Annotated in this window: 11 protein-coding genes and 1 pseudogene; 8 read left to right on the top strand and 4 right to left on the bottom strand. The window is 70.3% G+C overall.

What is annotated here, in order from left to right:
• Positions 1-16: 16 nt before the first annotated feature.
• A pseudogene (locus ACIBTS_RS33830) lies at positions 17-1,301 on the bottom strand (ion channel protein).
• Positions 1,302-1,425: 124 nt separating this feature from the next.
• Here ACIBTS_RS33830 and ACIBTS_RS33825 point away from each other — a divergent pair.
• Complete coding sequence (locus tag ACIBTS_RS33825) at positions 1,426-2,187, top strand: MerR family transcriptional regulator (RefSeq protein ID WP_399324504.1); 762 nt, start codon at positions 1,426-1,428, stop codon at positions 2,185-2,187.
• Positions 2,188-2,243: 56 nt separating this feature from the next.
• Here the strand turns inward: ACIBTS_RS33825 and ACIBTS_RS33820 are convergent, their stop codons facing one another.
• Complete coding sequence (locus ACIBTS_RS33820; protein WP_079660709.1) at positions 2,244-2,609, bottom strand: YbjQ family protein; 366 nt, start codon at positions 2,607-2,609, stop codon at positions 2,244-2,246.
• A gap of 139 nt (positions 2,610-2,748) precedes the next feature.
• Here ACIBTS_RS33820 and ACIBTS_RS33815 point away from each other — a divergent pair, with 139 nt between their 5' ends.
• Positions 2,749-3,711, top strand: coding sequence for a VTT domain-containing protein (locus ACIBTS_RS33815; protein ID WP_399324502.1), 963 nt, complete (start codon positions 2,749-2,751; stop codon positions 3,709-3,711).
• Positions 3,712-3,756: 45 nt separating this feature from the next.
• Here ACIBTS_RS33815 and ACIBTS_RS33810 read toward each other — a convergent pair whose 3' ends face one another.
• The gene (locus tag ACIBTS_RS33810; RefSeq protein ID WP_399324501.1) at positions 3,757-5,418 is read right to left on the bottom strand and encodes a threonine/serine exporter ThrE family protein; all 1,662 of its coding nucleotides are present in this window, start codon (positions 5,416-5,418) and stop codon (positions 3,757-3,759) included.
• A 114-nt stretch (positions 5,419-5,532) separates the two neighbouring features.
• The gene (locus tag ACIBTS_RS33805; protein ID WP_055637912.1) at positions 5,533-6,024 is read right to left on the bottom strand and encodes an inorganic diphosphatase; all 492 of its coding nucleotides are present in this window, start codon (positions 6,022-6,024) and stop codon (positions 5,533-5,535) included.
• A gap of 79 nt (positions 6,025-6,103) precedes the next feature.
• Between ACIBTS_RS33805 and dacB the strand changes: the two genes are divergently transcribed.
• The 6 genes from dacB (at position 6,104) to folE (ending at position 13,850) form a co-directional block, all read left to right on the top strand.
• A complete protein-coding gene (gene dacB / locus ACIBTS_RS33800) occupies positions 6,104-7,777 on the top strand; it encodes a D-alanyl-D-alanine carboxypeptidase/D-alanyl-D-alanine-endopeptidase (protein ID WP_399324499.1) in 1,674 nt (557 codons plus the stop codon).
• A gap of 106 nt (positions 7,778-7,883) precedes the next feature.
• The gene (locus ACIBTS_RS33795; protein WP_399324497.1) at positions 7,884-9,017 is read left to right on the top strand and encodes a zinc-dependent metalloprotease; all 1,134 of its coding nucleotides are present in this window, start codon (positions 7,884-7,886) and stop codon (positions 9,015-9,017) included.
• A gap of 193 nt (positions 9,018-9,210) precedes the next feature.
• Complete coding sequence (tilS, locus tag ACIBTS_RS33790; protein ID WP_319675845.1) at positions 9,211-10,233, top strand: tRNA lysidine(34) synthetase TilS; 1,023 nt, start codon at positions 9,211-9,213, stop codon at positions 10,231-10,233.
• Between the two features lie 72 nt (positions 10,234-10,305).
• Positions 10,306-10,866 (top strand): hypoxanthine phosphoribosyltransferase, encoded by a 561-nt coding sequence (gene hpt / locus ACIBTS_RS33785; RefSeq protein ID WP_079660703.1) that lies wholly within the window; start codon positions 10,306-10,308, stop codon positions 10,864-10,866.
• A 185-nt stretch (positions 10,867-11,051) separates the two neighbouring features.
• On the top strand, positions 11,052-13,091 hold the full coding sequence (ftsH, locus tag ACIBTS_RS33780) for an ATP-dependent zinc metalloprotease FtsH (protein WP_399324494.1): 2,040 nt from the start codon (positions 11,052-11,054) through the stop codon (positions 13,089-13,091).
• 153 nt (positions 13,092-13,244) lie between these two features.
• Complete coding sequence (folE, locus tag ACIBTS_RS33775) at positions 13,245-13,850, top strand: GTP cyclohydrolase I FolE (protein ID WP_079660701.1); 606 nt, start codon at positions 13,245-13,247, stop codon at positions 13,848-13,850.
• The last annotated feature ends 36 nt before the right edge of the window (positions 13,851-13,886 follow it).

Genomic DNA, 13,886 nt, shown 5'->3' with positions numbered 1-13,886 from the left:
TGATCGGTTCACGCAGTCACCGCACCGCCGTTCCGTCGTCGCGCAACTGCATCTGCGGCCGCCCCGTCACCAGCAGCCAGGCCGGCAGCGAGGCGATGCACAGCAGGGCGATGATCGCGGGCGAGGCGACCAGCACGGCGGCCGTGAACAGGCTTACCCACCCCTGCCGGGTGACGGCCAGGAGCACCCCCAGCACGCCGGTCGCCACGCCCACCGCCGGATGCACCCCGGGCACGAGGGCATGCGCGGCGAGGCCGAGGGCGACGCCCACGAACACGGACGGGAAGATCCGCCCGCCCCGGAAGCCGCAGGACGCGGCGACGAGCATCGCCGTCAGCTTCACCACCGTCATCGTCGCGAACTGTCCGGCCGACCAGCCCTCGGGATCGGCCGCGAGCTCCCCGATCTCGTCCAGCCCCTTGAAGAGCGTCAGATGGCCGCCCAGGGCCCCCAGCAGGCCCAGGACGAGTCCGCCGGCCGGCAGCGCCAGCATCGGGTGCCCCAGCCGCCCGAACGCGCCGTGCACATACGGGAAGGCGCGCACGGCGCACATGCCGAGTGCCGCGCCCGCCGACGCGATCACGAGTGACGCCGTCAGGTCGCCCCACCCGGGCCGCCCGAACGCGGGCAGATGCAGGTCGAAGGTCGGATGGGCCACCAGGGTGGTCGTCATCGAGCCGGCCGCGGCGGCGACCAGCGGCGCGAAGACGTTGTCCCACAGCGCCCCCCCGGGTCTGCCGCCCCGCCAGCGCCTCGGAGATCAGCAGCGCCGCCGCGACGGGTGTCCCGAACAGCGCGCCGATCGTCGCCGCCTCGGCCAGCGCGGGCCACAGCGCGCCCGGCAGCCGGGGCAGGAGCCTGCCGCCCAGCCAGAAGGCGAGCCCGACGTTCACGGTGATGACCGGGTTCTCGGGGCCCAGGCTGGGCCCGCCCGCCAGCATCAGCACGGTCGCCACCAGCAGCCCGGGCAGCACGGCCGGCGGGAGCACGCGCGCCTCCAGCCCCATCGTGGCCGGATCCGGCCCGGCATGCCCCGGCGCCTTCCACACCACCAGCCCCACCAGCACGCCGGTCGCGGTGAGCATGACGAGCATCCACAGCACCGAGTACCGGCCCACGCCCAGCGCGTCCGGCAGATTCCGCCACAGCACGTGCTGGAGCTGCTCCGCCGCCCCGCTCACCAGCAGTAACAGCAGGCTCGCCAGCACACCGACGACGAGAGCGGGCAGGATCAACGGCAGCAGGACGCGTGCCGGAGTCGCCGGAGCGAAAGGCGTCTGCCGCGCGGTGTCCTGGGCCACGGGCTCACGATAAGCGGGCCCAACGGGACGAACATCTTGAAAAGTGCCACTCGGGGGCGGGGCTTGCACCTCACGTGACGTGAGGACACATCGTGGAGCGCGTACCCAGAAGGGAGCGGGTGAAGTGAGCTACTCCGTAGGACAGGTCGCCGGATTCGCCGGGGTCACGGTGCGCACCCTGCACCACTACGACGACATCGGCCTGCTCGTCCCCGGTGAGCGCAGCCACGCGGGTCACCGGCGCTACGAGGACGCCGACCTCGACCGGCTGCAGCAGATCCTGTTCTACCGCGAGCTCGGCTTCCCGCTCGAGGAGGTCGCGGCCCTGCTCGACGACCCGGCGACCGACCCGCGCGCGCACCTGCGCCGCCAGCACGAACTGCTGACCGCCCGGATCGAGAAGCTGCAGAAGATGGCCGCGGCCGTGGAACACGCCATGGAGGCACGCAAGATGGGCATCAACCTCACTCCCGAAGAGAAGTTCGAGGTCTTCGGCGACAAGGACCCCGAGCAGTACGCCGAGGAGGCGGAGCAGCGCTGGGGCGGCACCGAGGCCTACGCCGAGTCCCAGCGCCGCGCCGCCGGCTACAGCAAGGACGACTGGAAGCGCCTGCAGGCCGAGGTCGACGACTGGAGCGAGCGTTACGCCGACCTGGTGGCCGCGGGCGAACCGCCCACCGGTGAGCCGGCGATGGACATGGCCGAGGAACACCGCCGGCACATCAGCACATGGTTCTACGACTGCCCGCACACGACGCACCTGTGCCTGGGGGAGATGTACGTCTCCGACGAACGCTTCAAGGCGTTCTACGACTCCATGCACCCGGGCCTCGCCGAGCACCTCAAGGAGGCGATCACGGCGAACGCGGCGCGACGGACGTCGTAACCGGACGTCGTAAGGCGACGCCTCTGTGGTCCTGGTCCGGGCCTACTCCCTACTCCCTACTCCTGGACCAGGACCACCGCCGTCCCGTACGCGCACACCTCGGTGCCCACGTCCGCCGCCTCCGTCACGTCGAAGCGGAACATGAGCACGCCGTTGGCGCCACGCGCGCGTGCCTGCGCGACGAGGCGTTCCATGGCCTGGTTGCGGGTCTCCACGAGGGTCTTGGTCAACCCCTTGAGCTCGCCGCCGATCATCGACTTCAGGCCCGCGCCGATCTGGCTGCCCAGGTGCCGTGAGCGCACGGTCAGCCCGAAGACCTCACCGATGACCCGCTGAACCCGGAACCCGGGTACGTCGTTCGTGGTGACGACCAGTACGTCCGGCTCGGGGCCCTGCCCGCCGCCGTAATCCTCGATGCCCATGGCTCACAGCCTGGTCCCGGTCGGGGCACAGCGCATCCTGGGGGCACCCGTGGAACCTGGGGCGGGCACGTTGCGTTGATAGCTTTGTGCGGCCGTACCAAGGACGCCGTACATCCCCCACCCGTAGGAGCCCGGAACCGTGACGACTCTTGCCCTCGGGCCGAGCTGGCTGGACCCCAACTATCTGCTCGACACCTACAGCATCTGGGGCCTGCTGCTCATCGTCTTCGCGGAGTCGGGTCTGCTGATCGGGTTCTTCCTGCCGGGCGACTCGCTGCTGTTCACCGCCGGCCTGCTGATCACCTCGCACCAGCTGGACTTCCCGCTGTGGGGTGCGATCGCCCTCATCTGCGTCGCCGCGATCCTGGGCGACCAGGCGGGTTACATGTTCGGCAAGAAGGTCGGCCCCTCGCTCTTCAACCGTCCGGACTCCCGCCTCTTCAAGCAGGAGAACGTCACCAAGGCGCACGAGTTCTTCGAGAAGTACGGCCCGAAGTCCCTGGTCCTGGCCCGCTTCGTGCCCATCGTGCGCACGTTCACGCCGATCATCGCCGGCGTCAGCGGCATGAAGTACCGGTCGTTCCTGATCTTCAACGTCATCGGCGGCGTGCTGTGGGGCGCGGGCGTGACGCTGCTCGGCTCCTGGCTCGGCAAGATCGACTTCGTCAAGGCGAACATCGAGGCGATCCTCATCCTGATCGTCCTCGTCTCCGTGATCCCGATCATCATCGAGTTCCTGCGCGCGCGTTCCCAGGCCAAGAAGAACCCCCCGCAGGCCGCCCCCGCCCAGCAGCGGCCCCCGGTCATGGACGACGCGACGACCCAGCTCCGCCGCATCGAAGAGCCCGCCCCGTACGGCAACCACACCTACGACCAGAACCAGGGCTACCAGGACCAGAGCCGCCAGAACCAGGGCCACCAGAACCCCGGCCATCAGAACCAGGGCCACCCGAACCAGGGCCACCCGAACGACTACTACGGCGGCCAGCAGCAGTACCCGCAACAGCAGCAGTACCCGCAACAGCAGCAGTACCCCCAGGACTGGCAGCAGCAGCCCCAGCAGCCCCAGTACCCGTACGACAACCAGAACCAGGGCTACTAGCCAGGGCTACTGGAAGCGAGCGCCCCTGAGGGCCGCGGGGCGTCCTCAGAACCCCCGCGTCCTCTTGGCGGCCCGCCGCTTCTCCGCGGAGCCGATCCGCAGGAACAGCCGCGACACCTCGGACCCCAGGTTCACGCCGATGGCGATGGCCATGGCGAGCGCCGCGGCCTTGGTGAGCGACACCAGCCCCGCGTCCACCTTGTTCTGCGCGATTGCCAACAGCCCGAAATACGTCGCCGACCCCGGCAGCAGGGGCCCGATCGCGGCGGTCGTGTACGGCAGGGCGGACGCGAACCGGTACCGCGAGAGCAGCTGCCCGAACAGTCCCACCACCCCCGCCGCGACGGCCGTGGAGGCCACCGGCGAGATCTCCCCGGTGTAGTGCATCGCGCCGTACACCGACCAGGCCACGCCGCCGTTCAGCGTCACGGCCAGCACGGTGGATCGTTCCTGCTGGAGCAGCACCGCGAACGTCAGCGACAGCAGCATGGACGCCCCGATCTGCCACAGCGGGTGCTTGCCGATGCCCAGGGCCGCGTCGGGGTTGAGATGGGCGCCGAGCTGCACGCCGACGTAGAGCATCACCAGCACCCCGACGACGATGCCCACGAAGAAGTACGTGACCTCCAGCAGGCGGGCGGCGGCGGTGATGTAGAAGCCCGTCAGACCGTCCTGGACGCCCGCCACCAGCGCCCGTCCCGGCAGCAGCGCGAACAGCCCACCCGTGACGACCGCGGAGGCCTTCACATCGACGCGACCCAGCGTCAGCGCGATGCCTATCGCGGCCGGCGGCATCGCGGCGACCAGAAACTGGTAGAACTCCGGCAGCCCGCGTCCCGCGCAGAGCCACGCCAGCCGGTCGCCGAGCATCGCGCCGAGCGCGGCCGCGACGAACACGACCACGTCACCGCCGACCAGCACCGAGGCCGCGCCCGCGAGCAGCCCGCTCGCCGAGGTCAGCACCCAGGTCGGGTACGGGTGCCGGTTGCGGCGCATCTCCGCGAGCCGCCGGTAGGCCTCCTCCAGGGAGAGGTGGGTCTCCGGATCGCTCAGGTCGTCCACGAGCCGGAAGACGGCCGCCAGGCGCGTGTAGTCGGTGCCCCGGCGGCGCACGGTCCGCGACGCCGTCACCGGGTCCTCCACCAGGGACGGCTGGTACGAGATCGACAGCAGCGTGAAGGTGACGTTCGGCTCGCAGCGGTCGAGCCCGTAGGAGCGGCAGACGGCGAACATCGCGGCCTCCACGTCCTCGGCGCCCTCCCCGCCCGCCAGCAGCAACTCGCCGATGCGCAGCGTGAGGTCGAGCACGCGCGGGACGGCCGGGCCGCCCTCCTCCGCCTTGGGGCCCGGCTCCGGCGCGGGCCGTTCGGCCACCGGCATCCGCAGCATCGTGCGCATCCGGTCCTGCCAGGGCACGTCCTTGGTCAGACTCACCATCGGCACGCCGGCCGCCGGCGTGAACGCGGCCGGGGCCTGCCGGGCGCTGTACGTGCGCGGCAGACTGAACGCCGACCCCTCGGTCTCCCCGGCGGCCTGCTGCCCCACATCCAGGCCCTGCGGAACGGCGAACTCCGAGGTGTTCTCCGAATCGACCCCGGCCTTCGGGACGGCCAGCCCCGCCGGGATCGCGAACTCCGACGTGATCTCGGGGTCGAAGGCACTCCTCGCCTCGTCCGACTGCGGTTTGCGGTCCTCCGCCTCCGACACTCAGCAACGCTCCCTGAACGACACCTTCCGTAGGCCTCAGTATGCGCACAGACACGCGAAAGGGCCGCACGCGTGCGCGTGCAGCCCTCTACGCACCTCTACGCGGCCGCAGCCTCAGTGACCGCCCTGGTCCTTGAACCGCTTGTAGGACCGCTCGATCTCCGCCTCGGCGTCCGTACGGCCGACCCAGTCGGCGCCCTCCACGGACTTGCCGGGCTCCAGGTCCTTGTAGACCTCGAAAAAGTGCTGGATCTCCAGGCGGTCGAACTCCGACACGTGGTGGATGTCCCGCAGGTGCTCCACGCGCGGGTCGGTCGCCGGGACGCACAGCAGCTTGTCGTCGCCGCCGGCCTCGTCCGTCATCCGGAACATGCCGATCGCGCGGCACCGGATCAGACAGCCCGGGAAGGTGGGCTCGTCCAGGATGACCAGCGCGTCCAGCGGGTCGCCGTCCTCGCCGAGAGTGTTCTCGACGAAGCCGTAGTCGGTCGGATAGGCGGTCGAGGTGAAGAGTCGACGGTCCAGGCGGATCCGACCGGTCTCGTGGTCCACCTCGTACTTGTTCCGCGAACCCTTCGGGATCTCGATCGTGACGTCGAACTCCACCGGTGGCTCCTCCATGATCAGCACATAGTTCTGGTGGTTAAGTGTCCCTCACGCAGCTGTGTGATCGCGAAAGGGGCTGGTGATCGTGCCAGAGCTGAGGCCTTGGCGGGCCGCGAGACCGCATGTGGTGCGGGTCGCGGACGCCGTACGACCGCGTCTGGCGCAGGCCGCAGGGATCGTACGACCCCGCCTCGCGCGCGTGGGCGCCGCCGCCAAGCCGCAGGTCGCACGGCTCACACGGGCGGCGAAGCCGCACCTCGCACGCGTCACGAAGCCGATGACCTCCGGACCGAACGCCAGGTCCTGGCAGTACACCGCGGGTGCGGCGACCGCCGGGCTGGCGCTGGCCGCCGGCGTGGTGACCGCCGCAGGCCCCTGGGACTCCACCGGTCAGCGTACGGCGGAGCGGGACCGGGCAGCCGCCCTCGAACGGACGGGTGGCGCAGATCACGGCCGCCCGGACGATTCGTCCGGTACGTCCGACACGGCGGCCGGTGCGCCGCGGCCCGCCCCCAGTGCCGCCTCCGTCCTCACCGGCCTCGGCCGCACCGTCGGCAGCACCGTGAAGTCGGCCCCCGCGACCCTCCCCACCGGTCCGGGCCTCGCGAACGTCCTGGCCCCCCTCCTGGACGATCCGGCTCTCGGCGCCCGGCACACCGCCGCGGTCGTCGACGTGGCCACCGGCAGGCAGCTGTACGGCACCGGAGCCGACCAGGCGTTGACCCCGGCCTCCACCACGAAGATCGCCACCGCGGTCGCCGCGCTCTCCGCGATGGGGGCCGAGCACCGCCTCACCACGCGCGCGGCACTCGAGCCCGACACCAAGGAGCTCGTCCTCGTCGGCGGCGGCGACCCCACCCTCACGGCCCGCTCCGACGCCGAGGGCTGGGCGAGCCTTCGCACCCTCGCCGTGTCCACCGCCGCCGCCCTGAAGAAGCGCGGCCTCACCCAGGTGACGCTCTCGTACGACACGACCCTGTACGCCGGAACCCAAGTTCACCCCATCGGGGTCAACCCCAACGTCGCCCCCGTCACCGCCCTCTCCGCCGACGAGGGCCGCACCGACGACTCCACCAGCGGTCCGGCGACCCGGGTGAGCGACCCGGCGGCCGACGCGACCCGCAGGTTCGCGGAGTTCCTGAAAGCCGCCGGCATCAGGACCACGGCCCCCGGCCCCTCCAAGGCCACCACGCGCGCGCAAAGCCTCGCCACCGTCTCCTCGCCGCCGCTGTCCGCCCTGGTGGAGCGGATGCTCACCAACAGCGACAACGACATCGCCGAGGCCCTCGCCCGCCAGACCGCCGTCGCGACCGGCGTCCGCGCCGACTTCGACGGCGCCGGCAAGGCCGTCCAGGCCCAGCTGAAGAAGCTCGGACTGCCGACGGCTGGCGCCCGCTTCAGGGACGGCAGCGGCCTCAACCGCGAGGACCGGCTTACTGCGAACCTGCTGACCGCCCTCCTGGTCAAGGCGGGCGACCCCGCCCGGCCCAACCTGCGCCCGGTCCTCACCGGCCTCCCGGTCGCCGGCTTCACCGGCACCCTCACCAGCCGCTACGGCGACGGCGCGGCCGGTGTCGTCCGCGCCAAGACCGGCACCCTGACCGGCGTGAACACCCTCGCCGGCACGGTCGTCGACCGGGACGGCCGCCTCCTCGCGTTCGCCCTCCTGACCGCCGACACGACCGATCCGGCGGCCGCCCAGGCGGCGTTGGACCGGGCGGCCACGGCGCTCGCCGGATGCGGCTGCCGCTGAGGGCGCGGCCCACCACCCCCGAGCCACCCCGGCCCCGACCCTGACATCTCCCTGACCGGCCGCCTGCGGCCTGCCCCCAACGGCGGCGCTCACGTACGGTTGACGCATGACGAGCATCGGTGGTGCCGCATCTTCGGGGATGGTCGACTGGAATCTCGCGGTGGCGACCGCGACCCGCCTGGTACGGCCGGGACCCGAGGTCAGCCGTGACGAGGCCCGTGCCGTCGTCGCCGAACTGCGCCGACACGCCAAGGCCTCGGAGGAACACGTCCGGGGCTTCACTCGTATGGGCACCGAGGACATCCACGACACCCCGATCCTCGTCGTCGACCGCCCCGGCTGGGTGCGGGCGAACGTCGCGGGCTTCCGGGAGATCCTCAAACCCCTCCTCGACAAGATGCAGGAGCGCCGCGGCAACACCCCCGGCGGCGCGGTCCTCGGCGCCGTCGGCGGCAAGGTCACCGGCGTCGAACTCGGCATGTTGCTGTCCTTCCTGTCCTCCCGGGTCCTCGGCCAGTACGAGACCTTCGCGCCCGCCACCCGCGAACTGCCCGCGGGCGCGGGCGGCGGCGGCCGGCTGCTGCTCGTCGCGCCGAACATCGTCCATGTGGAACGCGAACTCGACGTACAGCCCCACGACTTCCGCCTGTGGGTGTGCCTCCACGAGGAGACGCACCGCACCCAGTTCTCCGCCGTGCCCTGGCTGCGCGACCACCTGGAGGGCGAAATCCAGTCGTTCTTGGGCGAGACCGACGTCGACCCCATGACCTTCCTGGAGCGCGTCCGGGAAGCCGCCCAGTCGCTCGCGGGCGGCCGACCCGAGGGCGAGGAGGACGACGGCGGGCGTTCCCTGGTCGAACTCGTGCAGACGCCCGCGCAGCGTGAGATCCTCGCCCGCCTCACCGCCGTGATGTCCCTCCTGGAGGGTCACGCCGACTTCGTCATGGACGGAGTCGGACCGGAAGTCGTGTCGACGGTCGCCGAGATCCGCGAGAAGTTCCAGCAGCGCCGCGCCAAGGGCGCCTCCCGGCTGGACCTCGCCCTGCGCAAACTGCTGGGCCTGGACGCCAAACTCAAGCAGTACCGGGACGGCGAACGCTTCGTCCGGGCCGTCGTCGACCAGGTCGGCATGGACGGCTTCAACCGCGTATGGACCTCCCCGAACACACTTCCGACCAAGGCCGAGATCGCCAAACCGGCGGACTGGGTCGCGCGGGTGCACCGCAAGGCCGAGTCGTGAACCCCGGACACAGGTGGTGAACCGAATCCGGCCGTCGGCAGGCGAACGCCCCTTCAATCACCCGTCCGAGGGACCGTGAGCCCTCGGTAGGCGTGCAATGCTCAGGGAACGGCCCGGTTCTGTCACCATCTACACACTCTGAGTGACCGATCCTCGGGTTCACCCCCGAAAACTTCATGAAGGGAACCGGACAATGGGTCCCCATCCTGCGGTCGCGGCGATACGCCTGGCGGTCCGCCGCGTCCTTCACGACATCCTCAACGACCACCCCGCCCCCGAGGCAAGCCCGCACGAGCGCCCGCCGTCGCCGCTCGTGCTCGTGGCGTGCTCCGGCGGCGCCGACTCCATGGCGCTCGCCTCCGCCCTCGCCTTCGAGGCCCCCCGGCTCGGCATCCGCGCCGGCGGCGTCACCGTGGACCACGGCCTGCAGCCCGGCTCCGACCTGCGCGCCGAGGAAGTCGTCCTGCGACTGCGTGAACTCGGCCTCGATCCGGTCGAGTCCACCGCCGTGTCCGTCGGCCGCGCAGGCGGCCCCGAGGCCGCCGCCCGCGACGCGCGCTACACCGCCCTGGACGCCGCGGCCGAACGCCACGGCGCCGCCGCGATCCTCCTCGGCCACACCCGCGACGACCAGGCCGAAACAGTCCTCCTCGGCCTCGCGCGCGGCTCCGGCATCCGCTCCCTGTCCGGCATGGCCGCGGTCTCGGGGGCCGGCGGCCGCTACCGCCGCCCCTTCCTCCAGCTCGACCGGCAGACCGCCCGCAAGGCCTGCATGGTCCAGTCCCTGCCCGTCTGGGACGACCCCCACAACGCCGACCCGGCCTACACCCGCTCCCGGCTGCGCCACGAGGGCCTGCCCGCCCTGGAGAAAGCCCTCGGCAAGGGCGTCGTCGAAGCCCTCGCCCGTACGGCCCAGCTCTCCCGCGACGACGCCGACGCCCTCGACGCCTGGGCCGGCCAGGCCGAGTCCTCCGTACGGGACGCAGCCGGCCTCCTGGAGTGCGCCAAGCTCTACGCGCTGCCGCCCGCCGTACGCCGCCGGATCCTGCGGCGTGCCGCCATCGAGGCGGGCGCCCCAGCCGGTTCCCTCTTCGCCCGGCACATCGAGGAGGTCGACCGGCTGATCACCGGTTGGCGCGGCCAGGGAGTCATCAATCTCCCCGGCAAAGTCGTCGCCCAGCGCCAGGGTGGCAGACTGGTGATTCGGCAAGGCTGAATCCGGGCCCTCCGGCAGGACCGCTTACGTGGTCGTGGGCGGTCCCGGTGGCCGGTGGGACAACCGAAAGTGATGCGGGTGGACGCGAAAGACATGGGCACCGACCTCAAAGAGGTGCTCATCACCAAGGAAGAGATCGACGCGAAGCTGGCCGAGCTGGCCGCGAAGATCGACGCGGAGTACGCGGGCAAGGACCTGCTCATCGTCGGCGTCCTCAAGGGCGCCGTGATGGTCATGGCCGACCTCGCCCGAGCGCTGTCCACCCCCGTCACCATGGACTGGATGGCCGTGTCGTCCTACGGCGCGGGCACCCAGTCCTCCGGTGTGGTGCGGATCCTCAAGGACCTCGACACCGACATCAAGGGCAAACACGTCCTGATCGTCGAGGACATCATCGACTCCGGCCTGACCCTGTCCTGGCTGCTGTCCAACCTCGGCTCGCGCGAGCCCGCCTCCCTGAAGGTGTGCACGCTGCTGCGCAAGCCCGAGGCCGCCAAGGTCGCCATCGACGTGCAGTGGGTCGGCTTCGACATCCCCAACGAGTTCGTCGTCGGCTACGGCCTCGACTACGCCGAGAAGTACCGCAACCTCCCGTTCGTCGGTACGCTCGCGCCCCACGTCTACGGCGGCTGAACCCGAAGGGCCCAAGCCCCGTACGAAGATCGGGAACCCCTGCGGCCCTCTCGCCGTTGGAGCATGCAGACGGGTGCGCCAGCCGTCCCGTGCGGCTTCGCGCGACAAAGCTGGGGTACCGTCAGAAGAACTGTCTTATCAAACTCACTATGGCAGGAGGGACGGGGCGACACCGCTCCGTATGGATGGACGTGAAGCGATACTTCCGTGGGCCGGTCATGTGGATCGTGCTGGCCGTCCTTGCCGTGGTCGTGTTGATGCAGGTCGTCGGCTCGTCCGGCGGCTACAAGACGGTGGACACAGGCCAGGTCATTGCAGCGATCAACGACAACAAGGTCGAGTCGGCCAAGCTCACCACCGGTGACGAGCAGACCATCAAGGCCACGCTCAAGGACGGCACAAAGATCGAGGGCAGCTCGAAGATCCAGGCGAGCTATATCGGCGATCAGGGCGTGACCATCGCCAACACGCTGCAGACCAAATACCAGGACAAGCAGATTCCGGACGGCTACACGGTCTCGCCGACGAAGCAGAACGCCTTCGTCGGGATCCTGCTGTCCCTGCTCCCCTTTGTTCTCATCGTGGTCGTGTTCCTGTTCCTGATGAATCAGATGCAGGGCGGCGGCTCCCGGGTCATGAACTTCGGGAAGTCCAAGGCCAAGCTCATCACCAAGGACACCCCGAAGACGACGTTCGCCGACGTCGCCGGCTCGGACGAGGCCGTCGAGGAACTCCACGAGATCAAGGAGTTCCTCCAGGAACCGGCGAAGTTCCAGGCCGTCGGCGCCAAGATCCCCAAGGGCGTGCTCCTGTACGGGCCTCCCGGCACCGGCAAGACCCTGCTCGCGCGCGCCGTCGCCGGCGAGGCGGGCGTCCCCTTCTACTCGATCTCCGGTTCCGACTTCGTCGAGATGTTCGTCGGTGTCGGTGCCTCCCGAGTCCGTGACCTCTTCGAGCAGGCCAAGGCGAACGCCCCGGCGATCGTCTTCGTCGACGAGATCGACGCGGTCGGCCGCCACCGCGGCGCCGGCCTCGGCGGCGGTCACGACGAGCGCGAGCAGACGCTGAACCAGCTGCTCGTCGAAATGGACGGCTTCGACGTCAAGGGCGGTGTGATCCTCATCGCCGCGACGAACCGGCCCGACATCCTCGACCCGGCCCTTCTGCGCCCCGGCCGCTTCGACCGCCAGATCGCGGTCGACCGCCCGGACATGCAGGGCCGTCTGGAGATCCTCAAGGTTCACCAGAAGGGCAAGCCGGTCGCGCCCGACGTCGACCTGTCCGCCGTCGCCCGCCGCACCCCCGGCTTCACGGGTGCCGATCTCGCCAACGTGCTGAACGAGGCCGCGCTGCTGACGGCCCGCTCGGACCTGAAGCTGATCGACAACCACATGCTGGACGAGGCGATCGACCGTGTGGTCGCGGGCCCGCAGAAGCGGACCCGGATCATGTCGGACAAGGAGAAGAAGATCACCGCGTACCACGAGGGCGGTCACGCCCTGGTCGCGGCGGCTTCGCCGAACTCCGACCCGGTCCACAAGATCACCATCCTGTCCCGCGGCCGTGCCCTCGGCTACACGATGGTGCTCCCGGACGAGGACAAGTACTCCACCACCCGCAACGAGATGCTCGACCAGCTGGCCTACATGCTGGGCGGCCGAGCGGCGGAGGAGCTCGTCTTCCACGACCCGACCACGGGCGCCGCGAACGACATCGAGAAGGCCACGGCGACCGCGCGGGCGATGGTCACCCAGTACGGCATGACCGAGCGTCTGGGCGCCATCAAGTTCGGCGGCGACAACACCGAGCCGTTCCTCGGCCGTGAGATGGCTCACCAGCGCGACTACTCGGAAGAGGTCGCCGCCCTGGTGGACGAGGAAGTCAAGAAGCTCATCGAGAACGCGCACAACGAGGCCTGGGAGATCCTGGTCGAGAACCGCGACGTCCTCGACAACCTGGTGCTTCAGCTGCTGGAGAAGGAGACGCTGGGCAAGGAGCAGATCGCCGAGATCTTCTCGGCCATCGTCAAGCGCCCGGCACGGCCCGCCTGGACCGGCTCCTCGCGGCGCACGCCTTCCACCCGTCCGCCGGTGCTCTCCCCCAAGGAGCTCGCACTGACGAACGGCGCCAACGGCGCGACGCCGGCGATCTCCACCGCCAAGTCCACCGCGGTGGAGTCCAGCCCGGTGGCCGAGCCCGCCCCGGAGGACCGTCCGGAGAGCTGACCCGGCTCCGGGAGCCCCACCAGGCCCGGAATGGATGCCGCGCCCCCCAGGACCTAGCCTGGGGGGCGCGGCATTTCGTATGACCGATGCTCTATGCCCGCAGATGAGGCGCGTGCCCCACACGCGCGAACCCGCACAGGAACGAGGCACCAGATGACCGACCCCGTGACGCTGGACGGTGAAGGCTCCATCGGCGAGTTCGACGAGAAGCGCGCCGAGAACGCCGTACGCGAACTGCTGATCGCGGTCGGCGAGGACCCGGACCGTGAGGGCCTCCGCGAGACGCCGGGGCGGGTGGCGCGGGCGTACAAGGAGATATTCGCGGGGCTGTGGCAGCAGCCCGAGGACGTTTTGACCACGACGTTCGACCTCGGGCACGACGAGATGGTGCTCGTGAAGGACATCGAAGTGTTCAGCACCTGTGAACACCATCTGGTGCCGTTCAGAGGCGTCGCCCACGTCGGTTACATCCCCTCCACCAGCGGGAAGATCACCGGCCTGTCGAAGCTGGCCCGCCTCGTGGACGTCTACGCTCGTCGGCCGCAGGTGCAGGAACGTCTCACCACGCAGATCGCCGACTCCCTGATGGGGATCCTGGAGCCGCGCGGTGTGATCGTCGTCATCGAGTGCGAGCACATGTGCATGTCCATGCGGGGTATTCGCAAGCCCGGTGCCAAGACCATCACCTCGGCGGTCCGCGGGCAGTTGCGGGACGCGGCGACGCGCAACGAGGCGATGAGCCTGATCATGGCGGACTGACGCCAGCCTGCCCCGCCTGTTCCGCCTGCGTGGGCA

The organism is Streptomyces sp. NPDC050121 (genome assembly GCF_044460385.1).
GTDB classification, from domain to species: Bacteria; Actinomycetota; Actinomycetes; order Streptomycetales; family Streptomycetaceae; genus Streptomyces; species Streptomyces soliscabiei.
Note: the sequence above shows the minus strand (reverse complement) of the source record. Positions and strands in the feature narration are given on the sequence as shown.

What these genes read in the sequence shown, in the direction of transcription:
- hpt (WP_079660703.1), top strand. Translation starts at nt 10,306, where the DNA reads ATGCGGGTGGACGCGAAAGACATGGGCACCGACCTCAAAGAGGTGCTC.
- ftsH (WP_399324494.1), top strand. Translation starts at nt 11,052, where the DNA reads ATGGACGTGAAGCGATACTTCCGTGGGCCGGTCATGTGGATCGTGCTG.
- ACIBTS_RS33795 (WP_399324497.1), top strand. Translation starts at nt 7,884, where the DNA reads ATGACGAGCATCGGTGGTGCCGCATCTTCGGGGATGGTCGACTGGAAT.
- ACIBTS_RS33820 (WP_079660709.1), bottom strand. Translation starts at nt 2,609, where the DNA reads ATGGGCATCGAGGATTACGGCGGCGGGCAGGGCCCCGAGCCGGACGTA.
- folE (WP_079660701.1), top strand. Translation starts at nt 13,245, where the DNA reads ATGACCGACCCCGTGACGCTGGACGGTGAAGGCTCCATCGGCGAGTTC.
- tilS (WP_319675845.1), top strand. Translation starts at nt 9,211, where the DNA reads ATGGGTCCCCATCCTGCGGTCGCGGCGATACGCCTGGCGGTCCGCCGC.